General features: G+C 69.7%; 17 protein-coding genes. 13 read left to right on the top strand and 4 right to left on the bottom strand.

Features of this window, described 5'->3' with window-relative positions:
• The first annotated feature begins 40 nt into the window (after nt 1–40).
• The 8 genes from ACS5PM_RS25275 to ACS5PM_RS25310 all read left to right on the top strand — a co-directional run bounded on the left by ACS5PM_RS25275 (nt 41) and on the right by ACS5PM_RS25310 (nt 11,621).
• Nucleotides 41–2,194, top strand: a complete 2,154-nt coding sequence (locus ACS5PM_RS25275) for a chemotaxis protein CheA (protein WP_439390555.1) — start codon at nt 41–43, stop codon at nt 2,192–2,194.
• A gap of 32 nt (nt 2,195–2,226) precedes the next feature.
• Nucleotides 2,227–3,543: a methyl-accepting chemotaxis protein gene (locus tag ACS5PM_RS25280; RefSeq protein ID WP_439390556.1), complete on the top strand. Its 1,317-nt coding sequence runs from the start codon at nt 2,227–2,229 to the stop codon at nt 3,541–3,543.
• Between the two features lie 28 nt (nt 3,544–3,571).
• A complete protein-coding gene (locus ACS5PM_RS25285; protein WP_439390557.1) occupies nt 3,572–5,140 on the top strand; it encodes a methyl-accepting chemotaxis protein in 1,569 nt (522 codons plus the stop codon).
• A gap of 31 nt (nt 5,141–5,171) precedes the next feature.
• Nucleotides 5,172–6,935 (top strand): methyl-accepting chemotaxis protein, encoded by a 1,764-nt coding sequence (locus ACS5PM_RS25290; RefSeq protein ID WP_439390558.1) that lies wholly within the window; start codon nt 5,172–5,174, stop codon nt 6,933–6,935.
• 126 nt (nt 6,936–7,061) lie between these two features.
• Nucleotides 7,062–7,514, top strand: a complete 453-nt coding sequence (locus ACS5PM_RS25295; RefSeq protein ID WP_439390560.1) for a cache domain-containing protein — start codon at nt 7,062–7,064, stop codon at nt 7,512–7,514.
• A gap of 60 nt (nt 7,515–7,574) precedes the next feature.
• Nucleotides 7,575–9,140, top strand: a complete 1,566-nt coding sequence (locus tag ACS5PM_RS25300; RefSeq protein ID WP_439390561.1) for a methyl-accepting chemotaxis protein — start codon at nt 7,575–7,577, stop codon at nt 9,138–9,140.
• A gap of 127 nt (nt 9,141–9,267) precedes the next feature.
• Complete coding sequence (locus ACS5PM_RS25305) at nt 9,268–10,962, top strand: methyl-accepting chemotaxis protein (protein ID WP_439390563.1); 1,695 nt, start codon at nt 9,268–9,270, stop codon at nt 10,960–10,962.
• A 119-nt stretch (nt 10,963–11,081) separates the two neighbouring features.
• Entirely contained in the window at nt 11,082–11,621 is a 540-nt protein-coding gene (locus tag ACS5PM_RS25310; RefSeq protein ID WP_439390565.1) for a chemotaxis protein CheW, read from the top strand.
• A 46-nt stretch (nt 11,622–11,667) separates the two neighbouring features.
• Here the strand turns inward: ACS5PM_RS25310 and ACS5PM_RS25315 are convergent, their stop codons facing one another.
• Nucleotides 11,668–13,797, bottom strand: a complete 2,130-nt coding sequence (locus ACS5PM_RS25315) for a beta propeller repeat protein (protein WP_439390566.1) — start codon at nt 13,795–13,797, stop codon at nt 11,668–11,670.
• 162 nt (nt 13,798–13,959) lie between these two features.
• The gene (locus ACS5PM_RS25320) at nt 13,960–15,078 is read right to left on the bottom strand and encodes a S41 family peptidase (protein WP_439390567.1); all 1,119 of its coding nucleotides are present in this window, start codon (nt 15,076–15,078) and stop codon (nt 13,960–13,962) included.
• Between the two features lie 175 nt (nt 15,079–15,253).
• Between ACS5PM_RS25320 and ACS5PM_RS25325 the strand changes: the two genes are divergently transcribed.
• The 3 genes from ACS5PM_RS25325 to hemP all read left to right on the top strand — a co-directional run bounded on the left by ACS5PM_RS25325 (nt 15,254) and on the right by hemP (nt 16,325).
• Nucleotides 15,254–15,643, top strand: coding sequence for a VOC family protein (locus ACS5PM_RS25325; RefSeq protein ID WP_439390569.1), 390 nt, complete (start codon nt 15,254–15,256; stop codon nt 15,641–15,643).
• 49 nt (nt 15,644–15,692) lie between these two features.
• Entirely contained in the window at nt 15,693–16,031 is a 339-nt protein-coding gene (locus tag ACS5PM_RS25330) for a hypothetical protein (RefSeq protein ID WP_439390570.1), read from the top strand.
• A 90-nt stretch (nt 16,032–16,121) separates the two neighbouring features.
• Nucleotides 16,122–16,325: a hemin uptake protein HemP gene (hemP, locus tag ACS5PM_RS25335; protein WP_439390572.1), complete on the top strand. Its 204-nt coding sequence runs from the start codon at nt 16,122–16,124 to the stop codon at nt 16,323–16,325.
• 146 nt (nt 16,326–16,471) lie between these two features.
• Here the strand turns inward: hemP and ACS5PM_RS25340 are convergent, their stop codons facing one another.
• Together ACS5PM_RS25340 and ACS5PM_RS25345 are read right to left on the bottom strand one after the other, a co-directional pair.
• Nucleotides 16,472–16,873 carry an SRPBCC family protein gene (locus ACS5PM_RS25340; RefSeq protein ID WP_439390573.1) on the bottom strand — a complete coding sequence of 134 codons (402 nt, stop codon included), beginning with the start codon at nt 16,871–16,873 and terminating at the stop codon, nt 16,472–16,474.
• A gap of 95 nt (nt 16,874–16,968) precedes the next feature.
• A complete protein-coding gene (locus ACS5PM_RS25345; protein ID WP_439390574.1) occupies nt 16,969–19,533 on the bottom strand; it encodes an ABC transporter permease in 2,565 nt (854 codons plus the stop codon).
• A gap of 93 nt (nt 19,534–19,626) precedes the next feature.
• Here ACS5PM_RS25345 and ACS5PM_RS25350 point away from each other — a divergent pair, with 93 nt between their 5' ends.
• Together ACS5PM_RS25350 and ACS5PM_RS25355 are read left to right on the top strand one after the other, a co-directional pair.
• On the top strand, nt 19,627–20,475 hold the full coding sequence (locus ACS5PM_RS25350; RefSeq protein ID WP_500684349.1) for a dioxygenase family protein: 849 nt from the start codon (nt 19,627–19,629) through the stop codon (nt 20,473–20,475).
• A 96-nt stretch (nt 20,476–20,571) separates the two neighbouring features.
• Nucleotides 20,572–22,077 (top strand): peptide MFS transporter, encoded by a 1,506-nt coding sequence (locus tag ACS5PM_RS25355; protein ID WP_439390576.1) that lies wholly within the window; start codon nt 20,572–20,574, stop codon nt 22,075–22,077.
• Nucleotides 22,078–22,480: the final 403 nt, after the last annotated feature.

The following is a 22,480-nucleotide window of genomic DNA, read 5'->3' on the forward strand; positions in this document are numbered from 1 at the left end:
GGCAACGAGGCAAACACGAGACACGAGCGAGGAGCCGGACATGGCCGACACGACGAGCGACAACCAAAGCCTGGGCGACAGCATCGACCTGAGCCAGTTCTACCAGGTCTTCTTCGAGGAAGCGGGCGAGAACCTCGAGCAGATGGAGCAGAAGCTGCTCGAGCTGGACGTGGACGCCGCCGACGACGAGGAGATGAACGCGATCTTCCGTTGCGCGCACTCGGTCAAGGGCGGCGCGGCGACCTTCGGCTTCTCGGACGTGGCCGAGCTGACGCACCACATGGAGACGCTGCTGGACAAGCTGCGCCGCCATGAGCTGCAACCCAATTCACAGATGGTGGACGTGCTGCTGGCCTCGGGCGATGCGCTCAAGGCCCTCCTGGCCCGCCACCAGGGCACCGGCGGCGACGCGGTCGACACGCGCGAGCTGGTGGCCCACATCCGCGCCCTGGCCGACGGCGAAGTGCCGGCGGCCGTGGCCGCGCCCAAATCGGCGGCCGCCCCGGCGCCAGCCGCCGCACCGGCCGCACCCGCGTTGCCCAAGGGTGGCGTGGTGGCCCGCGCCCTGTGCCTGACGGTCGGGCCGAACGAAGACGCCTCGGTCGCCGACGGCCTGTTCGACCTGTTCAAGGAAGTGACCAACCTCGGCACCATCGAGCCGCTGGCCAACAGCAGCGCCGAGGGCATGCGCCGCTTCAAGATCGTCACCACCTCGACCGACAGCGACCTGCTGGACCTGTTCACCTTCCACATCGCCCGCGAGCACATGCAGCTCGCGCCTCTGGACGCCGGCTACGGCTTCTTCAACGAAAACCCGGGCGCACCGCCGGAGCAGGTGCCGCCCGACCTCGGCTACGGCTTCTTCGACGAAGCGCCAGGAGCACCCGGCACGGCCGAAAACGCCTCGGCGGCCGCATCCGCGACTGACGGCAGTGCGGCCGCGCCGGCCGCCGCGCCCGCCGCGCCTTCCACTCCGGCCGCCAAGCCGGCCGGCCGCGCCGATGCGCGTGCGGCCGCGGCCACCAGCTCCGAATCGGCCACCCTGCGCGTCTCGGTGGAAAAGGTCGACCAGCTGATCAACCTGGTGGGCGAGCTCGTCATCACCCAGGCCATGCTGGCGCAGAACAGCAAGAACGTCGACGCCGCGCTGAACCAGCAGCTCCTGTCCGGCCTGGCCGACCTGGAGCGCAACACCCGCGACCTGCAGGAAGCGGTGATGTCGATCCGGATGATTCCGATGTCGATGGTCTTCAACCGCTTCCCGCGCATGCTGCGCGACCTGGCCGCCAAGCTCGGCAAGAAGGTCGAGCTGGTCACGCAGGGCGAGGCCACCGAGCTCGACAAGGGCCTGGTCGAGAAGATCACCGACCCGCTGACCCACCTGGTGCGCAACAGCTGCGACCACGGCATCGAGCTGCCGGCCGACCGCGCCGCCAAGGGCAAGCCCGAGCACGGCACCATCACGCTCGTCGCCTCCCACCAGGGTGGCTCGATCGTGATCGAGGTGCGCGACGACGGCCGCGGCCTGAACCGGCAGAAGCTGATCAACAAGGCCCGCGAGCGCGGCATCGACGCCCCCGATTCGATGACCGACAACGAGGTCTACAACCTCATTTTCGCGCCCGGCTTCTCCACCGCCGAGCAGGTCACCGACGTATCCGGCCGCGGTGTCGGCATGGACGTGGTGAAGAAGAACATCACCCAGCTGGGCGGCACGGTCGAGATCGACTCCGCCGAGGGCTACGGCATGAGCGTCAAGGTGCGCCTGCCGCTGACCCTGGCCATCATGGACGGCATGTCCATCGGCGTGGGCGACGAGTGCTACATCCTGCCGCTGTCGTCGGTGGTCGAGTCCTTCCAGGTCGACCAGTCGATGATCAAGACGATCGGCGGCTCCGGCCGCGTGGTCGAAGTGCGCGACGAGTTCATGCCGGTGATCGACCTGGAGAAGGTCTTCGAGGTGCCTCGCTTCGACTTCGAGAACGTCTCCAACATCATGGTCGTGGTCGAGGCCGAAGGCGGCCGCGTGGCCCTGCTCGTCGACGAACTGCTCGGCCAGCAGCAGGTGGTGGTGAAGAACCTCGAAGCCAACTACCGCAAGGTGCAGGACGTGTCGGGCGCCACCATCATGGGCGACGGCCGCGTGGCGCTGATCCTCGATGTCGGTGCCCTCGTGCGCCACAGCCGCCACTGAGTCTCACCGCAGCTTCCCGAAGAAAAAGCACCATGCTCAAGTTCCTTTCCGCCAAGCAGCGGATCGCCCTGGTTCTCCTGACCTTGGGCGTCAACCAGTCCATGATCGTCCTGGGCGTCCTCACGGGCTGGTCGCCCGCCCTGCTGTTCGCGCTGACCGGTGGCGCCTCGGCCTTTTGTGCCTTGACTTACATCGGCGGCGCGCGCGCCGCCACCGGCGCTGTGCGGGCCATCGCCCAGCACGCGACCCAGATGAGCCAGAACGACCTTTCCGGCCATATCGAGGTCGCCGGCAACGGCGATGTCCGCGCGGCCCTCGGCGCACTGAGCAAACTGCAAGCCGAGCTGCGCCAGTCGATTGGCGCCATCCGCAGTGGCGCCGACGGCATCACGAACGCCGCCCGCGAGATCGCCACCGGCAACGCGGACTTGTCCCAGCGCACGGAGCAGACCGCCAGCAACCTGCAGCAGACCGCCAGCTCCATGAGCCAGCTCAACGGCACGGTGCGCCAGAGCGCCGATGCGGCGGCCCAGGCCAACCAGCTGGCCAGCTCGGCCACCCAGGTCGCCCGCCGGGGCGGCGAGGTGGTGTCCCAGGTCGTCTCGACCATGGACGAGATCAACAACAGCTCCAAGAAGATCGCCGACATCATCGGCGTGATCGACGGCATCGCCTTCCAGACCAACATCCTGGCGCTGAACGCCGCGGTCGAAGCCGCGCGGGCCGGCGAGCAGGGCCGTGGCTTCGCGGTGGTCGCCGGTGAAGTCCGCTCGCTGGCCGGCCGCTCGGCCGAGGCCGCGCGAGAGATCAAGAGCCTGATCGGCACCAGCGTCGAGAAGGTCGAGGCCGGCACGCGGCTGGTGCAGGACGCCGGCAGCACCATGGGCGAGATCGTCGCCTCGGTGCAGCGGGTGACCGACATCATCGGCGAGATCAGCGCCGCGGCCAGCGAGCAGAGTCAGGGCATCGGCCAGGTCAACGGCGCGGTGGTGCAGCTGGACCAGATGACCCAGCAGAACGCCGCGCTGGTGGAGCAGTCCGCCGCGGCGGCCGAGAGCCTGAAGGAACAGGCCGCGCGCCTGGCGGGCGCGGTGTCCGGCTTCCGTTTCGGCGGCGAGAACGCGCCCTCGCGAGCGGCCCCCGCCGCCAGGCCCGTGGCCGCGCAGGCCGCCGTCAAGGCAGCCACCGCCAGGCCGGCCATGAAACCGGCGAACAAGCCGGTGAACAAGCCCGCCTCCAGGCCCGCCCCCCAGCCGGCCGCGAAGGCCGCCGCCCCCGTCCGCGCTGCCCGCCCCTTGCCGGCGGCCGCAGCGCCCGCTGCCGACAACGGCGACTGGGAAACCTTCTGAACGAGTCGTCAGCCAGGGAGAGCCTGACATGAACTGGATGAGGAGCTTCTCGATCCGCCTGCGCATGCGCGGCGCGATCGGCATGGTGTTGGCCCTGTTCGCGCTCGTCGGCGTGACCGGCCTGCTCGGCGGCCGCCACATGGCCCGCCTGAACGACGAGTTCATGAGCAAGTCGGTCCATGAGGTGCGTGCGGTCGGTGCCATCCGCACCGCGCTGGGCGATGTGCGCCAGCACGAGAAGAACATGGTCATCGACTACGAGGACGGCGTCGCCGTCCTCAAGCACCGCGAGAAGTGGGCGAAGTCGCTGGAGGACGTCAAGAAAGGCTTCACCTCCCTGCTCGAGGGCGAAGAGGACGAGGACAACGTGCTCGCCCGCGCCGCCGTGAAGGAGCTGGACGGCTACGCGGCCGACACGCAGCGCGTGCTGGAGCAGATCCAGAACGGCGCCTACGACAACGCGCGCACCGCCGACAAGATGCTGGCGCGTGCCAAGGAGCACGTGACCAAGGTCGAGCAGAACGTGGAGGCGATCGAGAAGGTCGTCGACCACGAGGCCCGCACCACGCAGGCCGAGTTCACTGCCTCGATGCGCATGACCTTCCTGGTCTTCATCGCCGTGCTCGGCCTGACGGTGCTGGTCGTCGTGCCGCTGACGCTGATGAACTCGGTGGCGATCACCCGGCCCATCGACCATGCCCGCGAGGTGGCGATGGCCATCGCCCAGGGCGACCTCACCGGCCGCATCGACGCCGACGGCCGCGACGAGACGGCCGACCTGCTGCGCGCCCTGGCGCACATGCAGCAGTCGCTCGCATCGTTGGTGGGCCAGGTCCGCCACGCTTCGGACAACATCCACACCGCCTCCAACGAGGTCGCCTCGGGCAACACCGATCTCTCGCACCGCACGGAGCAGGCGGCCAGCAGCCTGCAGCAGACGGCCAGCTCGATGGAGCAGCTGACCGGCAACGTCAAGCAGAGCGCCGAGGCGGCCCACCAGGCCAGCCAGATGGCCGGCTCGGCCTCGAGCGTGGCCCAGCGCGGCGGCGAGGCGGTGAACCAGGTCGTCGCGACCATGGACGAGATCAACCAGGCCTCGCGCAAGATCGGCGACATCATCGGCGTGATCGACGGCATCGCCTTCCAGACCAACATCCTGGCGCTGAACGCCGCGGTCGAGGCCGCGCGGGCCGGCGAGCAGGGCCGCGGCTTCGCGGTGGTCGCCGGCGAGGTGCGCTCGCTGGCCGGCCGCTCGGCCGAAGCCGCGCGCGAGATCAAGTCGCTCATCGCCGCGTCGGTCGAGAAGGTCGACTCCGGCAGCCGCCAGGTGAAGGACGCCGGCGCGACCATGAACGAGATCGTCGCCTCCGTCCGCCGGGTGGCCGACATCATCCACGAGATCACCGCGGCCTCGTCCGAGCAGAGCCAGGGCATCGGGCAGGTCAACTCCGCCGTCAACTCGCTCGACCAGATGACGCAGCAGAACGCCGCGCTGGTCGAGCAGTCGGCGGCCGCGGCCGAGAGCCTGAAGGACCAGGCCAGCTCCCTGCATGACCTGGTCGCGCGCTTCCACCTGGCCGGCGGCGCAACGCACTGAGCACACCAACAACCATCCCGGAGGGCGATCCATGGAAACTTTCCTGCGCAGTATTTCGATCCGCCGCCGACTGCTGGGCGGCATGGCCGCCGTCACGCTGTTGATCCTGGCGCTGGGCGTCTGGGCCACCTTCAGCTACCGCAGCCTGCAGGCGCAGGCCGATGAACTCCTGGACGCGCAGACCTCGGTCGCGCGCGACACCAGCGCGGTGATGGCCGCGCTCGAACGCGTGCAGCGCTACGAGCAGTCCGTGCTGCTCAACGGCAACAACGCCAACGAAGCCGCCGAGCACAAGGCGCGCTGGGACAAGGAAGTCGCTTCCACCACCGCCCTGCTGACCGCCAGGACCGCCGACGCCGAGCGCGCCAAGCACCTCGCCGAAGGCGCGGCCGGCCTCGCGGCCTATGCCAAGGAAGTCGGGCCGGTGCTGCAGCAGGTGGTCGAAGCCAAGATCGACAGCACGGCCGGCTACGCCTATGCGCAGCGGGCGCTGCCCGACCTGGAGAAGGCGCGCACCACCTTCGCCGCCCTGGTCAAGGAGACTGAAGCGCACATCGCCACCGAGCGCGCCGAGGCCAAGCGCACCGGCACCATCCAGTCCAACGTGCGCCTGGTCGCCGCCCTGCTGGTGCTGGGCGTGGGCTTCGGCCTGATGTGGACGGTCTCCCGCTCCATTGCCCGCCCGCTCGACCAGGCCACGTCCTGCGCCCAGCGCATTGCCCGCGGCGACCTGTCGGAGAACATCCACGACACCGGCCGCGACGAGGTCTCGGCCTTCGTGCGGGCGCTGGCTGACATGCAGCACTCGCTGCGCGAGATCGTGGGCCAGGTGCGCGGCAGCGCCGACAGCATCTCCACCGCCTCGACCGAGGTGGCCACCGGCAACCTCGATCTTTCGCAGCGCACGGAACACACGGCGAGCAACCTGCAGGAAACGGCCGCGTCGCTGCAGCAGCTCACCACCAACGTCCGCCAGAGCGCCGACTCGGCCGCCCAGGCCACCCAGCTCGCCTCTTCGGCCAGCCAGGTCGCCGAGCGCGGCGGCCGCGTGGTCGCCCAGGTGGTGCAGACGATGGACGAGATCAATGCCAGCTCGCGCAAGATCGCCGACATCACCGGCGTGATCGATGGCATCGCGTTCCAGACCAACATCCTGGCGCTGAACGCCGCGGTCGAGGCCGCGCGCGCCGGTGAACAAGGCCGCGGCTTCGCGGTGGTCGCCGGCGAAGTGCGCACGCTCGCGCAGCGCTCGGCCGAAGCCGCCAAGGAAATCAAGAGCCTGATCGGGTCCTCGGTGGACCGGGTCGAGAACGGCGCCCGCCAGGTGCAGGAAGCCGGCTCCACCATGACCGAGATCGTGGGCTCGGTGCGCCGGGTCAACGACATCATCGGCGAGATCACCGCCGCCGCCAGCGAGCAGAGCCAGGGCATCGGCCAGGTCAACACCGCCGTCGCCCAGCTCGACCAGATGACGCAGCAGAACGCGGCCCTGGTCGAAGAGTCCGCCGCCGCCGCAGAGAGCCTGAAGGGCCAGGCTCATCGGCTGATCCAGCTGGTGGCCACCTTCCGGCTCGATGGCCATGCCATGGCGGCGAAGCCCGCGACGATGCCGTCGCCCCCGGCCGCGCCGGCGCCCGTAGCGGCCAGGCCTGTCGGCCGGCCTGCGCCAGTCTCCGCACCCAAGCTCGCCACGCCGGCGGCTTCGACTCGCACCCCGGCCCGCGTCGCTGCGGCACCGGCCCCTGCGGCCCCGGTGGCGGCCGCCGCGGACGACGGGGACTGGACCAGCTTCTGAGACGAAGCACCAAACAAGCCCACGAGACGCCCGGTTCACGGGCGTTTTTCATTTCAGTTCCGACACGAAGATGTCGAAGTCGGGCTGATCGCCCGATCTTCCAACCAACCTCAGTGGAGACCTCTCATGCGTTCTGTTGCCGTCGCGCTCGTCACCGCCTTGCTCCTTCCCCTGGCCGTGCAGGCCGCCGAGGGAGGCGCGACCGAGTCGGATGCCACCTCCATGGTCAAGAAGGGCGTGGGCTTCATCAAGGCCAACGGCAAGGACAAGGGCTACGCGGAGATCAGCAACAAGACGGGCCAGTTCAAGTACCAGGACCTGTACCTCGTGGTCTACGGCCTGGACGGCACGGTGCTGGCCCATGGTGCCAACGAGAAGATGATCGGCAAGAACCTGATCGACCTCAAGGACGTGGACGGCAAGGCCTTCGTGCGCGAGCGCGTCGAGATGGGCAAGGCCAAGGCCTCGTTCTGGCAGGACTACAAGTTCACCAACCCCGAGACCAAGAAGATCGAGCCCAAGGCGATGTACTGCGAGCGGCTGGACGAGACCGTCGTCTGCGGTGGCATCTACAAGTAAGCCGGTGAACAGCACCCCGCACGCCGATCGCGGCGTGCCTGCCCGGCCGGAGGCCCGACCATGAAACTCGCCACCCAGCTGCTGCTGCCCACCCTCGTCACCGCGCTGGTCGCGCTGGCGGGTGCGGCCGCCGGCGGCATCGCGATGCAACGCGAAGCCGGCCGCACCGCCGCCGTCTTCGGCGAATCCCTGGACCAGTTGCGCAGCATCACCAGCGCGCAGGAACAGATGGGCCGGCTGCACGCCGGCGTCTACCGCACGCTGGCGCTGATCGCCTCGCTCGACGACAAGGCCGTCAAGCAGGTTCGCGACGACATGCCCGCCCAGTTGCGCGGCATCGCCGGCGCGGCCGCGGCCGTCAGCGCCGGACACGAGGGCGACACCGCATTGCATGACGGCGCCGCCCAGGTCGCCACGCAACTGGCCGCCTACGTGAAGCAGGCCGACCAGGCGCTGGACCTGGCCTCCGTCGACCCCAACACCGGCGTGGCCGCCATGCAGAACGCCGACGCCAGCTTCAAGCAGGCCAGCCAGGCCATGGTCATGCTGATCGATGCGGTCAAGCATGCCGGCGAGCAGGCGCAGGCCGCCTCGGCCGCACGCGGCCTTCGCACCTCCATCGGGCTGGGCTTGCTCAGCATGGTGCTCACGCTCGTCGTGGTGCTCGCTTCGGCGCGCATGCTGCGCCGGCAGGTGCAGGCGCTGAAGCAGGCCTCTGCCCTGGCGGCAGCGGTGGCGGCCGGTGACCTCACCGCCTCGCCCGCGACGGCCCGCAACGACGAGATCGGGGCTTTGCAGCGCGACCTCGCGCGCATGGTCGAGCGGCTCAACGACTCCATGAACACCGTGCGGCAGGCGGCCAGCAACGTCGCCCATGCCAGTGGCGAGATCGCCACCGGCAACCTCGACCTCAGCCAGCGCACCGAGGTGACGGCGAGCAACCTGCAGCAGGCCGCCGGCTCGCTGCACGAGCTCACCGGCAACGTCGGCCACAGCGCGGACGCCGCGACACAGGCCGCCGGCCTCGCCTCTTCGGCCAGCGAGGTCGCCGAGCGCGGCGGCCGCGTGGTCGCCCAGGTCGTGCAGACCATGGACGAGATCAATGCCAGCTCGCGCCAGATCGCCGACATCACCGGCGTGATCGACGGCATCGCGTTCCAGACCAACATCCTGGCGCTGAACGCCGCGGTCGAAGCCGCGCGTGCCGGTGAGCAAGGCCGCGGCTTCGCGGTGGTCGCCGGCGAAGTGCGCACGCTCGCCCAGCGCTCGGCCGAGGCCGCCCGGCAGATCAAGGGCCTGATCGGCTCTTCGGTCGAAAGGGTGGAGAACGGCGCGCGCCAGGTGCAGGAAGCCGGCTCGACCATGAGCGAGATAGTCAGCTCGGTGCGCCAGGTCAACGACATCATCGGCGAGATCACCTCCGCGGCGAGCAAGCAGAGCCATGGCATAGGCCACGTCAACACCGCCGTAGGCCAGCTCGACCAGATGACGCAGCAGAACGCGGCGCTCGTCGAGCAATCCGCCGCCGCCGCCGAGAGCCTGAAGGACCAGGCGCAGCGGCTGATGGCGCTGGTCGCGGGCTTCCGCCTCGACGGCCGTACGACGACCTCCTCCACCACGGTTTGACCTCGCGCAAATCGCGGTGCACCAGGAGGCACCGCAGCGCGCACCATTTCACGCCTTTCCCGACCGGACGCACCGGAACGGCGCGAAGCCCCTGCAGAAGAGCGTCCGCGAGTCCGACACCAACCGTATGAACAAGCTGTCTCTTGGTGCAAAGATCTGGTTGCCCGCGGTCGTCACGGCCGCGTTGATCGCCGTCATGGCGGCCTTCACGGCCGTGAGAACGATACGCTCCGTCGATGCCGTGCAGGCCGAGCAGGCGGAGCAACGCGAGAAGTCCGAAATCTCCGCGCAGTGGCGCGGCCTGACGCAGGCCAATGCGGGCCAGGCGTTCGCGATCCTGTCGAGCAGCGATGCCGGACTGGGCAAGCTGCTCAAGCCCGACATGGAAGCCACCTCGGCGCGCATCAGCGAGCTGCAGAAGCGCCTGGATTCGCTGGCCGACGGCGAGGAGAAGGCGCTGCTGGAGCAGGTCGCCAAGGCGCGCGCCGCGTACATCGAGCTGCGCAAGGCGCAGACCACCGCCCATGCCAGCGGCCCGCTGCCGCCGGATGCGCTGGGGCAGCTCAAGGCCGCGATCAAGGCCTACGACGAGCGCCAGCAGGCCTTCGTCGCCTTGATGAAGCAGCGCTCCGACCAGGCCGCGGACGACTTCCGCACCGAGCGCATCCGCAGCGTCTGGACGATCGCCGGCGTGCTGCTCGGCTTGAGCACGCTGCTGGTGGTCTCCGGCTGGATCACGGCCCGCTCCATCGTGCGGCCGCTGAAGCAGGCGGTCTCGGCCACCGAGAGCATCGCCCGCGGCGACCTCACCGCCAGCGTCGACACCGGCCGCCACGACGAGCTCGGCGACATGATGCGCGGCCTGCAACACATGACCGAGTCGCTGCGCCGCGTGATCGCGGAGGTGCGCAGCGGAGCCACCACCATCCAGCAGGCCAGTGCCGAGGTCGCGGTGGGCAGCGCCGACCTGTCGACCCGGACCGAGGAAACCGCCAGCAACCTGCAGCAGACGGCCAGCTCGATGGAGCAGCTGACCAGCGCCGTGCGCCAGAGCGCCGACGCCGCCGCGCAGGCCAACCAGCTCGCCTCCTCGGCCGCCACGGCGGCCCAGCGAGGCGGCACGGTGGTGGGCGAGGTCGTCAACAACATGAACGAGATCTCCGCCTCCAGCCGCAAGATCGGCGACATCATCGGCGTGATCGACGGCATCGCCTTCCAGACCAACATCCTGGCGCTGAATGCGGCCGTGGAAGCCGCCCGGGCCGGTGAACAGGGCCGCGGCTTCGCGGTGGTGGCCGGCGAGGTGCGCCTGCTGGCCCAGCGCTCGGCCGAAGCCGCCAAGGAGATCAAGGGCCTGATCGGCGCCTCGGTCGAGAAGGTCGAGCACGGCGCGAAGCTGGTGCAGGACGCCGGCCAGACCATGGGCGAGCTCGTCGGCTCGGTGCGCCGGGTGAGCGACATCATCGGCGAGATCACCGCCGGCGCCGCCGAGCAGCGGGACGGCATCGACCAGGTCAACCTGGCCGTCGGTCAGCTCGACCAGATGACGCAACAGAACGCCGCGCTGGTGGAAGAAAGCGCTGCCGCGGCCGACAGCATGAAGCACCAGGCCGGCCGGCTTTCCGAGCTGGTGTCGACCTTCCGCCTGGGCCACGACACCGCGCCGCCCGCGCTCCTGGCCGCGCCGCCGGCGGCCCACGAGACCGCTGCCCGCAAGGTCATCCAGGCCGTGGCCGCCAAGCCGGCACCGCGCAGCAAGCCCGCACCTGCGGCCGCCCCGGCGAGCCCGCCACCGGCCGACAGCGACTGGGAAAGCTTCTGAAGCCAGCCCCCGGCCCACCCTGAACTGCAACGGACCCCTACAGATCGGCGCGCAGCGGCCGATAACCCGACGAGCAAGCGGCAGCTTCCAGCCCGCCCCCCACGCAAAGGACCCGACACATGGACATGATCTCCGACGCCAAGCAGGTGGCCCGGCACGAGGCCGCTCGGGCGGCCAAGGGCGCCAAGGGCGCTGCCGCGGCGGCGACCCACGGCGAATACCTCACCTTCCGCCTCGGCGGCGAGGAGTACGGCATCGACATCCTGCGCGTGCAGGAGATCCGCTCCTACGAGCAGCCGACGCGCATCGCCAACTCGCCCGCCTTCCTCAAGGGCGTCGTCAACCTGCGCGGCGTGATCGTGCCGATCATCGACCTGCGGGTGAAGCTGGGCTGCGCCAACGCCGACTTCAACGCCTTCACCGTCGTCATCGTGCTGAACATCATGGGCCGCGTGGTCGGCGCCGTGGTGGATTCGGTGTCCGACGTGCTGGAGCTGTCGACCGAGCAGGTCAAGGAGGCGCCCGGCATGAACTCCGCCGTCGACATGAGCTTCATCACCGGCATCGCCAACGTCGGCGAGCGCATGCTGATCCTGATGGACATCACCGCCTTGATGAGCTCCGCGGACATGGGCCTGGTGGAACAAGCTGCCGCCTGATCTCCCGGCCACGATGACGAAAGCCCCGCGGTGCGGGGCTTTGTCGTCAGTGGTCGGACACGGCAATACTGCTTTCCCAGCCCACCGCCACGAATCGTCCCCGGCCGCAAGTCACGGCATTGAGTTGGGGACTGCTGGCCGTCTGGCGTGAGCGCCAGCTCAACCCGTCGAGACTGGATTCCGCGACTTGCGGGCCGACGCTCACGATCTGGCCATTGCAGGCAGCGACGGCCCAGCCGCCACCTTGGTTCGCTTCTGTCGAGACCGTCCAAACCCGCCCATCCGGGCTGGTGGCCTTCAAGCCTCCGTCTCCTACGCCGACGAACTGGCGCCCATCCCAAGCGAGGCCCGCCAATGGACGCAAGATCGCCCGCCCCTGGCCATCGACGCCGGGAATCCCTGGCGAGTTCGTCCAGCTGGTGCCGTTCGAGCTGTAGGCGATATCGCCAAGCGGGCCGATGACGACGTACTTTCCGCCGCCGTAGGCAATGCCCTTCAGGGGCGGCGCACCGGCCAGACTGGCAGTGCGGGCCCACAGGTTGCCGTCTGTACTGGCGTAGACGTTGCCCGCAGCGCCAACCGCGACGAAACGCTGCCCGTCGTGAACGACGCCGCCAATCGTCTCGTTCGGGGCGGGCGTGACTGCGAACGACCATGTCACCCCGTCCGTGCTGCGCATCCACATCCCAGGATTGGTACCTCCGACCACGCCGCAGCCTTCCCTTGAGATGCAACCGGTGGCGACAAGCACACCTTGCCCGTGGGCCATGGCGTCCACGGAGACACTCCTTTCATCGTCGGTCACCGGCAGTCGCGCGGCTACCCACTGCTGCGCGTCGGTGCTACGCAAAATCCAGCCCAGCCTGGAGGCAGCGATGTACTGGCCGTTGAAGTCGACGACGGCTTGCAAGGTTCCGTAGGAGCCTTCCACCCTCGTGATCCATTCCAGCGCATTGGCGCTCGAACTGATCCAGCCGAGTGTGGATACGCCCACGTAGCCGGCCTGGCCATACGCGACGGCGCGCGGCTGCGCGAACGGGACATCCAAGGCCACCCGCTGCCAGAACTGGCCGGCCAGTTGCACGCCCATATCGCGGTCGTCAAGTTCGAAGAGCGTCGTGCCCGCCCCGGCGATGACACCGTCGAGGTTCGACTGCGCCGTCGAGATCCATGTGGTGCCGTCAGGGCTCTGCACATGGAAGTTGCCTTGATCGGTGGAGAACCCGCCATTGGCGAACGCCAGACCGTAAAAGGTGCCCGGGTCGGTCACCGCCGTCCAATGATGGGCGTCGGAGCTCCGATAGGGAACCTCCCGATCTGCAACCCCCATGAACACACCGTTGCCGAACGCCAGATCGCTCCAGACCTTGCCCGTATCGACCCAATGGCGCCCGTCAGAGGACGCCATGGCATTCGCAACGTCAGCGTAGGCAACGTATGTCTGGTTGCCGACTACCAGCCGGTAGACGCCGGGCGATAGCTTCTCTGATTGCGCTGCCCAAGCCAAGCCGTCGGCGCTGGTGGCGACGCTGCCATCGGTGGCGACCGCCACCCAGCCCTTGTCACCCCACACCGCATCGTTGTATTGCGCGGACGAGTCACCGATGAGAGTGGTCTGCGTCCACGCCTTGCCGTCGGCGCTGCTCCACATGGCGTTGCTGTAGGTCGTGGCCACGTAACGACCATTGCCGTAGGCGACGCTGCTGAAGTACGGCGCCGATGGACGCACAGTCGTCCAATGGTGACCCGGCACCTCCACCGGGGACAGTGCGATCTGCACATGTCGCTGCAAACTGCCACTAAGCACGGCCGTCACCGTGGCGGTGGCCGGGTCATCGAGGTGCTCTGTGTCGGGCGGCACGTACTGGACGTCGTTGCCACTGGTCGCTGACAGAGTGCCGGGCCCTTCCAGGGTCCAGGCAGGAACATCGCTCGACCCGCCGACCTGGGCGTGCAAGGTGATGGCGCCGCTTCCGGCCAATGCGCTGTCAGAGGACGCTGTGACGTCCATGGTGACCGGCTGCGGCGGTGGTGGGGCAGGCGGCGGCGCCGGGTCGCTGCTGCTGCCACCGCCGCCGCACGCCGACAGCGCCACCATCAACATCATGGCCGCCGTCCGGCTGGCACACCAAAGCCTGCGACGCGCCGCCGTGCGTGCGCTCGCCATCTCGAACATCTCGGGCTCCCTCCCCTTCAGGCCCCGCTTGGATGGCGGTGGCTCGTCCAGTTCATAGTTTATGGGCGGGCATCGCAGCGCCCGCCCGACGTCTGACCACCGACCTCAACAGTTTGTTGAGCAGGCGAGCGCCTGCCCGGCGCTTCACGATCCGTGCGCATTTCAGTGCCGCGGCGGCATGTAGCCCGGCAGCTCGATCTCGCCGGCCCGGGCGCGCTTGAGCACATCCTGCAGGGCGCCCTGCTCCTGCGGGTCCTTTGCGGCTTTCAAACGGTCCTCCAGCAGTGCGAGGTAGGCGGCCTTCATCGCGTCCGCGGCCGGCAGCGCGACATCCGGCTTCACGCCGACCTTCTCCCAGTCGGTGTGGGTGATCGGGTTGATCGCGCGGCCGTTCGGCACGAAGGCCACCAGGCCGTGGCCCAGCGCCACGCCCTCGCCCGGGTGGGCTCCGCCACCGGTGGTCTCGCCGATCAGCGTGGCGCGCTTTTGCGTCTGCAAGTCGTAGGCGCATTCCTCGCCGCCCGAGAAGGTGAACTTCGAGGTCAGCACCGTGATCGGCTTGAGGTAGCGCACCGGCACGAACGACGTCGTCCAGTACTCGCGGGTCTTGTTGCTCGGGCGGAGGTAGAGGTCGTTCAGGTGCCGCCGATCGCCTTCGGCGAAGAAGTGGCTCAGCAGGTAGCTGACCGACTCCGGCTCGCCGCCGCCATTGCTTCGCAGGTCGAGCACCAGCGCATCGGTGCCGGCGAGCAGGGTGATCGCGGCGTCGTAGGCAGCGCCGACGATTTCGGTCGGGCCGAAGCCACGCAGGTCCAGGTAGCCGATGTTGCCGGGCAGCCGCTGCGTGCGGCTGATGCCGTAGCCCCACTGGGCCATCTCGGCGCGCCGCTGCGCCGCCTCTTCCGCGGTCGGCACATGGTCTTCGCTTTCGCGCACCGGGTCGAACTCGGGATCGAAATCGACGCGGAAGTGGCCGTCGTCGCCGAACTCGCGCAGGTCCTTGCTCAGGGCCTCGGCGAAGGCCTCGATCGTCTTCGCGCCCTCGTAGTCCCCCTGCCGGGCCCGGCCCACCAGGCGGGTGGCCAGCTTCTCGGCGCGATCCGGGAACACGTAGCGTGCGCGCAGTTGCCGCGCCAGCGTGTCGACGACGTCCCGTCGGTCCGCCGCCGACAAGACGGTGTCCGGCTGCAAGGGCTCGGGGGCGGCCTGCGCCTGCATCGGGCCGATGGCGGTGAACAGCGCGGCGGCGAGGCTGGCGAGGCGAAACAGGGCAGAGGGCACGCAGGGTCTCCTTCTTTGAGTGGTTCGGGATGCTCGGGCGCGTCCTGCTCAGGTCGTGTCCGAAGTCGGGCGCATGCTAATGACGGCCTCGTCGATCCGCGGACCGATGCGACGAACCGCCGTTTCGCCCGACAGGCTGCAGGAGTAACCTGCGGCCGATCGCCGGGAGCGCAGCATGACCATCGAACTCGACCACTCCATCGTCTCTTCGCGCCACAGGACCGAATCGGCCCGGCAACTGGCCGAGTTGCTCGGCGTGCCGTGGGGGCAGGCGCCCGTCGGGCCGTTCACCGCGGTGTACGTCAACCCAGGCCTCACGCTGGACTTCATCGACACCGACGAGGACTTCCCCATCCAGCACTACTGCTTCCGCGTCAGCGAGGAGGAGTTCGATGCCATCCTCGGCCGGCTGCAGGCGGCGCGGATTCCCTACCGCAGCGAAGTGCGCGGGCCCATGGACATGAAGGTCGGCACCCAATGGGGCGGCCGCAACCTGTACTGGCAGGTGCCCGACGATCACATGTGGGAGATCCTCACGGTCAGCTACGCCCGCCAGCCGCGCTGACGGCCCCCCGGGGAATCCGACGCCACCCCGTCCGCACTACACTGGCCCGATGCGCCGCCTGGCCCTCGTCTTCCTGCTGCTGTGGCTGCCCCTGCACTGGAGCTGGGCGGCGACGGTGACCTTGTGCGGTCACGCGCCGGCAACGTCCGGGCATCCCGCCCATGCCGCGGTGCTCGACTCGAGCGTCGAAACCGAAGCCAGCGATCCGGCGAGCGAGCAAGGCGAGGAATGTTCGCTGTGCCAGGCCGCCGACTGGCAGGCCGCGCTGCCCACCATGCCCCGCTTCGTCGGCTCCGCCGAACTGCCCGCGCCGTTCGACGAAGCCCCGCCCTTCAAGTCTTACGTTCCCCCGGTTCCGAAGCCTCCGGCACGCCTGCCGGCCGCCTGACCTTTCGGCGGCGATGCGTCCTCGCGTCGCCTCTCGCGCCGGCCACCCTTGGCCCTCATGCGCGACCCACGCTTTCGGATTGAACCGGACATGCTGCATACCCATCCCGAACCCGAACTCATCGCGGTCGACCAGGCCTGCCTCACCTCGACCAACGACCTGCCCGAGCCGCCCCGGCCCCAATGGACCAGCGACGAGCTGCTGGGCGCCGGCGACGAGGCCCACATCGTCCACCGCGGCGATGTCTACCGCCTGCGCCGCACTCTCACCGGCAAGCTGATATTGACGAAATAGGGCCCCAGGAATAAGGCCCCCACGGCCCCTGCCGGGGCCTGCCCCCCCGGGGGGCTCGCGCAGCGGACCGGCAGAGCCGGATCCGCGCACGCCCTGGTAGGGGCAGGCTCGTGCGAAGCGCTTGCCCTGAGACGTTACCGAGTGCCTTACTGAGGGAGGGCTTCCAGCGTCCGCTTCATGGCCTTGAGGCCTTCGCCGATCATGGTGGCGACGGCGGGGGCCATGTCGTGCGGGAGGAGGTCGGCGATCCAGACGACGCGGCAGGCGCCGTCACCCTCGTCGAAGACCTGCGCGCTGGCGTTGTGGTGGGTGAGGCGGGCGCCGGTGGCAGACCAGGCGACGCGGCGGCGCTCGGGGTCCACGCTGACGATGCGCTCGCTGGCCTGCAAACCGTTGGCGAAACGCAGGTGGCGCACTTCGCCTTCGAGCTGGCACTCGAGCACGAAGCCAACGACCAGGCGGGTGTGCAGGGCGCCGAGGTCGCGCATGGCGTCCCACACTTCGTCCACGGGCACGTTGATGCGGATGTCCTGGTGGATGGATGCCATGGGTCACTCCTTGCCGATGATTCGAAGCTCAGCATAGGAAGAACCCGGCCGCGCCGCAGGCCGGATTCGGACACCTGCATCCGGCGAGGCTGCGTCTACGTCTCGCCGGCCCGACGCAGCGTCTCCAGCACCGGCCGGTGCAGCAGCCCGCGCAGGCTCCACCAGCCCGCCGCCAGGGCCAGCCAGGCGCCGGCCACCGCGCCGGCCAGCGGCACCCAGGCCCGGGCGGTCCAGGTGAACTCGAAGGCGTAGCGCGCCAGCGCCCAACCCACCGCCGCTGCGGCCAGCGTGGCCAGCAGGCCGGCCAGCGCGCCCACGCCGAGCAGCTCGGCGCGTTGCACCTGGCCCAGCAGCCGGGCGCTCGCGCCGCAGGCCCGCATGACCGCATACTCGCGCGCCCTCGACTCGCGCGTGGCGCTCACCGCGGCGAAGAGCACCGCCAAGCCAGTGGCCAGCGTGAACGCGAAGAGGAACTCGACCGCGCGGATCACCTGGTCGAGCACCTGCTGCAGCTGGCGCACCGAGGCCGAGACGTCGATCAGCGTGATGTTGGGGAAGGCCTTGGTCAGCCCGTTGTCGAAGGCCGCCGCGCCCGGCCCCTCGGGCACGCGGAAGGCAGCCATGAAGGTCGCGGGCAGCTCCGGCATCTCGGCCATCGGGTACATCACGAAGAAGTTCGCCCGCATCGAGCCCCAGTCGACCTTGCGGATGGTGCTGATGCGCCCTTCCTGCTGGATGCCGGCGATGTCGAAGCGCAGGCTATCGCCCAGCTTCACGCCCAGGGTCTCGGCGATGCCCTGCTCGATGCTCAGGCCGCCTGCCTCGCCGGCACGCCACTGGCCCTCGACCAGCAGGTTGTGCGGCGGCATCTGGTCGCTGTGGCTGAGGTTGAACTCTCGCTCGACGAGGCGGCGGGCGCGCTCGTCGTCCGCATAGCGGCCGTTGAGTGGCTCGCCGTTGATGGCCACCAGGCGTCCGCGGATCATCGGGAACCAGTCGTAGCCGGGGGCCACGCCGCCCTGGGCCAGCGCGGCGCGGAACTCCTTCGCCTGGTCAGGCTGCACGTTGATCACGAAGCGGTTGGGCGCGTCCTTGGGCGTGCTGGCGCGCCAGGTGTCTATCAGGTCGGTGCGCAGCAGCACCAGCAGCGCCAGCGCCATCAGGCCCACCGCCAGCGACGAGACCTGCAGCACGCTGAAGGCCGGCCGCGCCGCGATCTGGCGCGTGGCCAGCACGAGCCAGCGGGGCGCCCGGGCCTCGGGCACCGCGCGGCGCAGCAGCCACACCGCACACCAGGCCAGCAGCGCGAACAGCAGCAGCGCGCCCGCAAACCCGCCCACCGCGATGGCGCCGAGCATCGGGTCGCGCGCCACCGCGAGCAGCAGGGCGGCGAAGCTCGCGGCGCCGGCCAGCAGCACGCCGATCGAGGCCGGCCTCAGCTGCCCCACGTCGCGCCGGATCACCCGCAGCGGCGGCACCTTGGCCAGCTGCAGCACCGGCGGCAGGCCGAAGCCCAGCAGCAGCGTCAGGCCCACGCCGAAGCCGAACAACGCCGGCCAGGCCCCCGGCGTGGGCAGCGAGGCCGGCACCAGCGCGCCCAGCATCTGCACGAAGGCGAGGTGCATCGCCAGCCCGGCCACCACGCCGACGCCGCTCGCGGCCAGGCCCAGTCCGACGAACTCGATCGCGAAGGCGCCGGCGATACGACGTTGCGACAGGCCCAGCACGCGCAGCATCGCGCAGTCATCGAGGTGGCGCTGCGCGAAGTCGCGTGCGGCGATGGCGACCGCCACGGCGGCCAGCAGGGCGGCCAGCAGCGCCACCAGGTTCAGGAATTTCTCGGCCCGGTCCAGCGTCTGGCGCATCTCGGGCCGGCCGGATTCGAGCGACTCGACGCGCATGCCGCGATGGCCCTCGGCCTTGATCGTGCTGCCGGCCCACTGGGCGAAGGCGCGGGCGGCGAATTCGCGCCCCGTGGGGGCGGCCACGGCCAGCCGGTAGGTCACCCGGCTGGCCGGCTGCACCAGGCCGGTGGCGGGCAGGTCCGCCTCGTTGAGCATCACACGCGGCGCGAAATTGAGGAAGCCCGCGCCGCGGTCGGGCTCGATCACGATGATGCGGCTGAGCTTCAGGGACGCATCACCCAGCAGCAGCGGATCGCCGAGCTTCAGCCCCAGGCCTTCGAGCACCGCCGCGTCGGCCCAGGCCTCGCCGGGCTCGGGCCTGTCCAGCACCGCCTGCTCGCCCTGGCCGGCGTCGACCGTCAACTTGCCGCGCAAGGGATAGCCCGCGCTGACCGACTTGACGGCCACCAGGCGGCTCGCGCCCCCGCGATCGTCGGGCGCCCGCGCCATGCTCGGGAAGGCTGCCGTGCGCGCGACGGCCAGCCCTTTGGCCCGCGCCTCGGCCTCGAAGACCGGCGGCAAGGCATGGTCGCTGCTGATCACGGTGTCGCCGCCCAGCAGTTGCGCCGCATCCCGTGTCAGGCCCTTTTGCAGCCGATCGGCGAAGAAGCCCACGGCCGTCAGCGCCGTCACGGCCAGCAGCACCGCCACCAGCACCAGCCGCAGCTCGCCGGCCCGGAAGTCACGCAGCGCCTGCTGTGCCGCCAGGCGCCAGACCGACGGCTGCCGGACCGGGGATTCACCGTTCGTCGTCATCGGCGCACGGTACACCGAAAGCCCCCTGGCATTGAATGCAGCATGCAGTCGGCTCGAAGCCCCGGGACGGCCCCCGGTGCTTCAATGATCGACATGGACACCTCCACCGCCCCCCTGCCCTCGCTGTACATCTCCCACGGCTCGCCCATGACGGCGCTGGACGCCGGCGAGGCCGGCGCCTTCTGGCGCCGCCTGGGCCCGGCGATCACCGAGGCCTTCGGTCGGCCGAAGGCCATCCTGGCCGTGTCGGCCCACTCGCTGACGCGCGAGCCGGTGCTGCTCGCCGCGCCGCGCCACGAGGCGGTCTACGACTTCTCGGGCTTCCCCGACGAGCTCTACCAGCTGCGCTACGACGCCCCCGGCGCTCCGGCGTTGGCCGAGCGCGTGGCCGCGGTGCTGAAGGCCGCCGGCATCCCCGTGCACGTGCAGGCTGAAGGCGGCATGGACCACGGCATCTGGACGCCGCTGCGCTCGATGTTCCCCGACGCCGACATCCCCGTGCTGCCGCTCGCCTGGCCGCCGATGTGGCCTGCCGAACGCCTGTTTGCACTCGGGCAGGCCCTGGCGCCGCTGGCCGCTGAAGGCGTGCTGGTGATGGGCAGCGGCGCGATCACCCACAACCTGCGATTGTTCGCCGGCGGCCGCGGCGCAGTGGATGCGCCGGAATACCCCGAGAGCGCCGCCTTCCGCGGCTGGGTCAACGAGCACGCCGCAGCTGCCGACTGGCCGGCCCTGTTCGACTACCGCGCGCAGGCTCCGCATGCGGCACACATGCACCCGACCGACGAGCACTGGCGCCCGTTCTACGTGGCCGCCGGCGCGGGCGGCGGCACGCCCGGCCAGCGCCTGCACGACAGCGTGACCTACGGGCACCTGGGCATGGATACCTATGCCTTCGGGCCCGGCACCGACAGGCTGGCCACGGCACTGGGCAAACACTGACCGGACGGCCCGGGCGGCGCAGGCATCATCCGCGCCACCGGGCCCCGGCCCCACGCCGTCGCTGCGAGCCGGGCGTGCCCGGCCACAGGAGGCCGCTTGTCCACGTCTTCGCTCCAAGCTCGCCTCGCGCAGGTGCCCGAAGGCGCCGCCGCGCTGTTCTTCGTCCAGATGTTCTCGACGCTGGGCTTCGCGGTGCTGTATTCGACGCTGGTGCTCTATGCCACCAAGCACCTGCACTTCGCGATGAAGGACGCCTCGACCATCATGGGCGTGTTCGGCGCCTTCAACTACGGCCTGCACCTGTTCGGCGGCTACCTCGGCGGGCGCTTCCTCAGCAATCGAAACCTGTTCGTGGGCGGCATGGTGCTGCAGGTCTTCGGCTGCGCCGCGATCGCCACCGGCACCGTGCCCGGGCTGTACTGGGGGCTGGCACTCTTCCTCACCGGCAGCGGGCTGAATGTCACCTGCCTGAACATGATGCTGACCCAGCGCTTCGCGCCGGACGACATCCGTCGAGAAGGCGCCTTCCTGTGGAACTACGCCGGCATGAACGTCGGCTTCTTCGTCGGCTTCACCGTGGCCGGCCACTACCAGCTGACGGAAAACTACACCTCGCTCTTCCTCTTCGCCACGGTCGGCAACGTCGCCGCGATCGCGCTGGCGCTGGTGAACTGGAAGACGCTGGCCGACCGCCACACGCCGCTGTTGCAGGCCACGGCCGCCGCCTTCAAGGCTCGCTTCGCCGCCGGCATCGCCATCCTCCTGGGCCTGGTGCCGCTCGTGTGGTTCCTGCTGCAGCATCCGGGGCCGACGGAGACGCTGGTCAAGCTCATCTGCGCCGCCGTGGCGATCGCGCTGGTCTGGCTGACGGTCAAGCATCCCGACGGCCGCGAACGCAACAACATGTGGGCCTACCTGATCCTGTCGATCGGCTCGCTGGTGTTCTGGGCGCTCTACCAGATGGCGCCCAGCGGGCTGCAGACCTTTTCCGACAACAACGTCGACCGCATCGTCTGGGGCATCGAAGTCGCTCCGCAGTGGATCCAGAACATCAACACGGTGGTGATCGTGTTCGGCGGGCCGCTGATGTCGTGGCTGTTCACCCGCCTGCGTGCCCAGGGCTGGCGCATCGACGTGCCCCAGCAGTTCGCGGTGTCGCTGCTGCTGATGGGCCTGGGCTTCCTGCTGCTGCCCGCCGGCATCGCGCTGGCCGACGAGCGCGGCCTGGTGGCCTTCGGCTGGTTCTTCTGGAGCTACGTGCTGCAGGCCATAGGCGAACTGCTCATCTCGCCCGTCGGCTACGCCATGATCGGCAAGCTCGCGCCGCGGCAGCACCAGGGCGTGATGATGGGGGCCTGGATGCTGGTCACCGGACTGGCCTCGCTTTTCGCCGGTGACTTCTCGGGCATGCTCCCCGAGCCGGTGGGCAGCACGCCGGCGGCGACGAACCCTGTTTATGCAAGCCTCTTCGCCGAACTGGGTTGGGGCAGCGTGGCGGTCGGCGTGGCGCTGGCGCTGCTGATCCCGGTGCTTCGCCGGCTCATCCGGGACAAGGATGTGCCGGAGGTGGAGGAACTGCAGCCGGCGGTGGCGCCGCGCTGAGGGCGAGGCAGCATCCCGCTCAACCCGTGGCCGCATGAGTGGGGCTTCGACGGGCTCAGCCCGAACGGGGTGGGGTGGCCAAGTTGAACATTCCCCATCCGTTCTCCCTGAGCCTGTACGCATGCGTGGGGCTTCGACAGGCTCAGCCCGAACGGGGTGGGGTGGCCAAGCTGAACCTCCCCCACCCGTTCGCCCTGAGCTTGTCGAAGGGCCCGCACGCGCGTGGCTTCGACAGGCTCAGCCCGAACGGGGTGGGGTGGCCAGGGCTGAACTTCCCCCATCCGTTCGCCCTGAGCTTGTCGAAGGGGCCGCATGCGTGGGGCTTCGACAGGCTCAGCCCGAACGGGGTGGGTCGGCCAGGGCTGAACTTCCCCCTATCCGTTCGCCCTGAGCTTGTCGAAGG

Origin of the sequence: Ideonella flava (assembly GCF_051857595.1) — a bacterium.
GTDB lineage: Bacteria > Pseudomonadota > Gammaproteobacteria > Burkholderiales > Burkholderiaceae_C > Ideonella.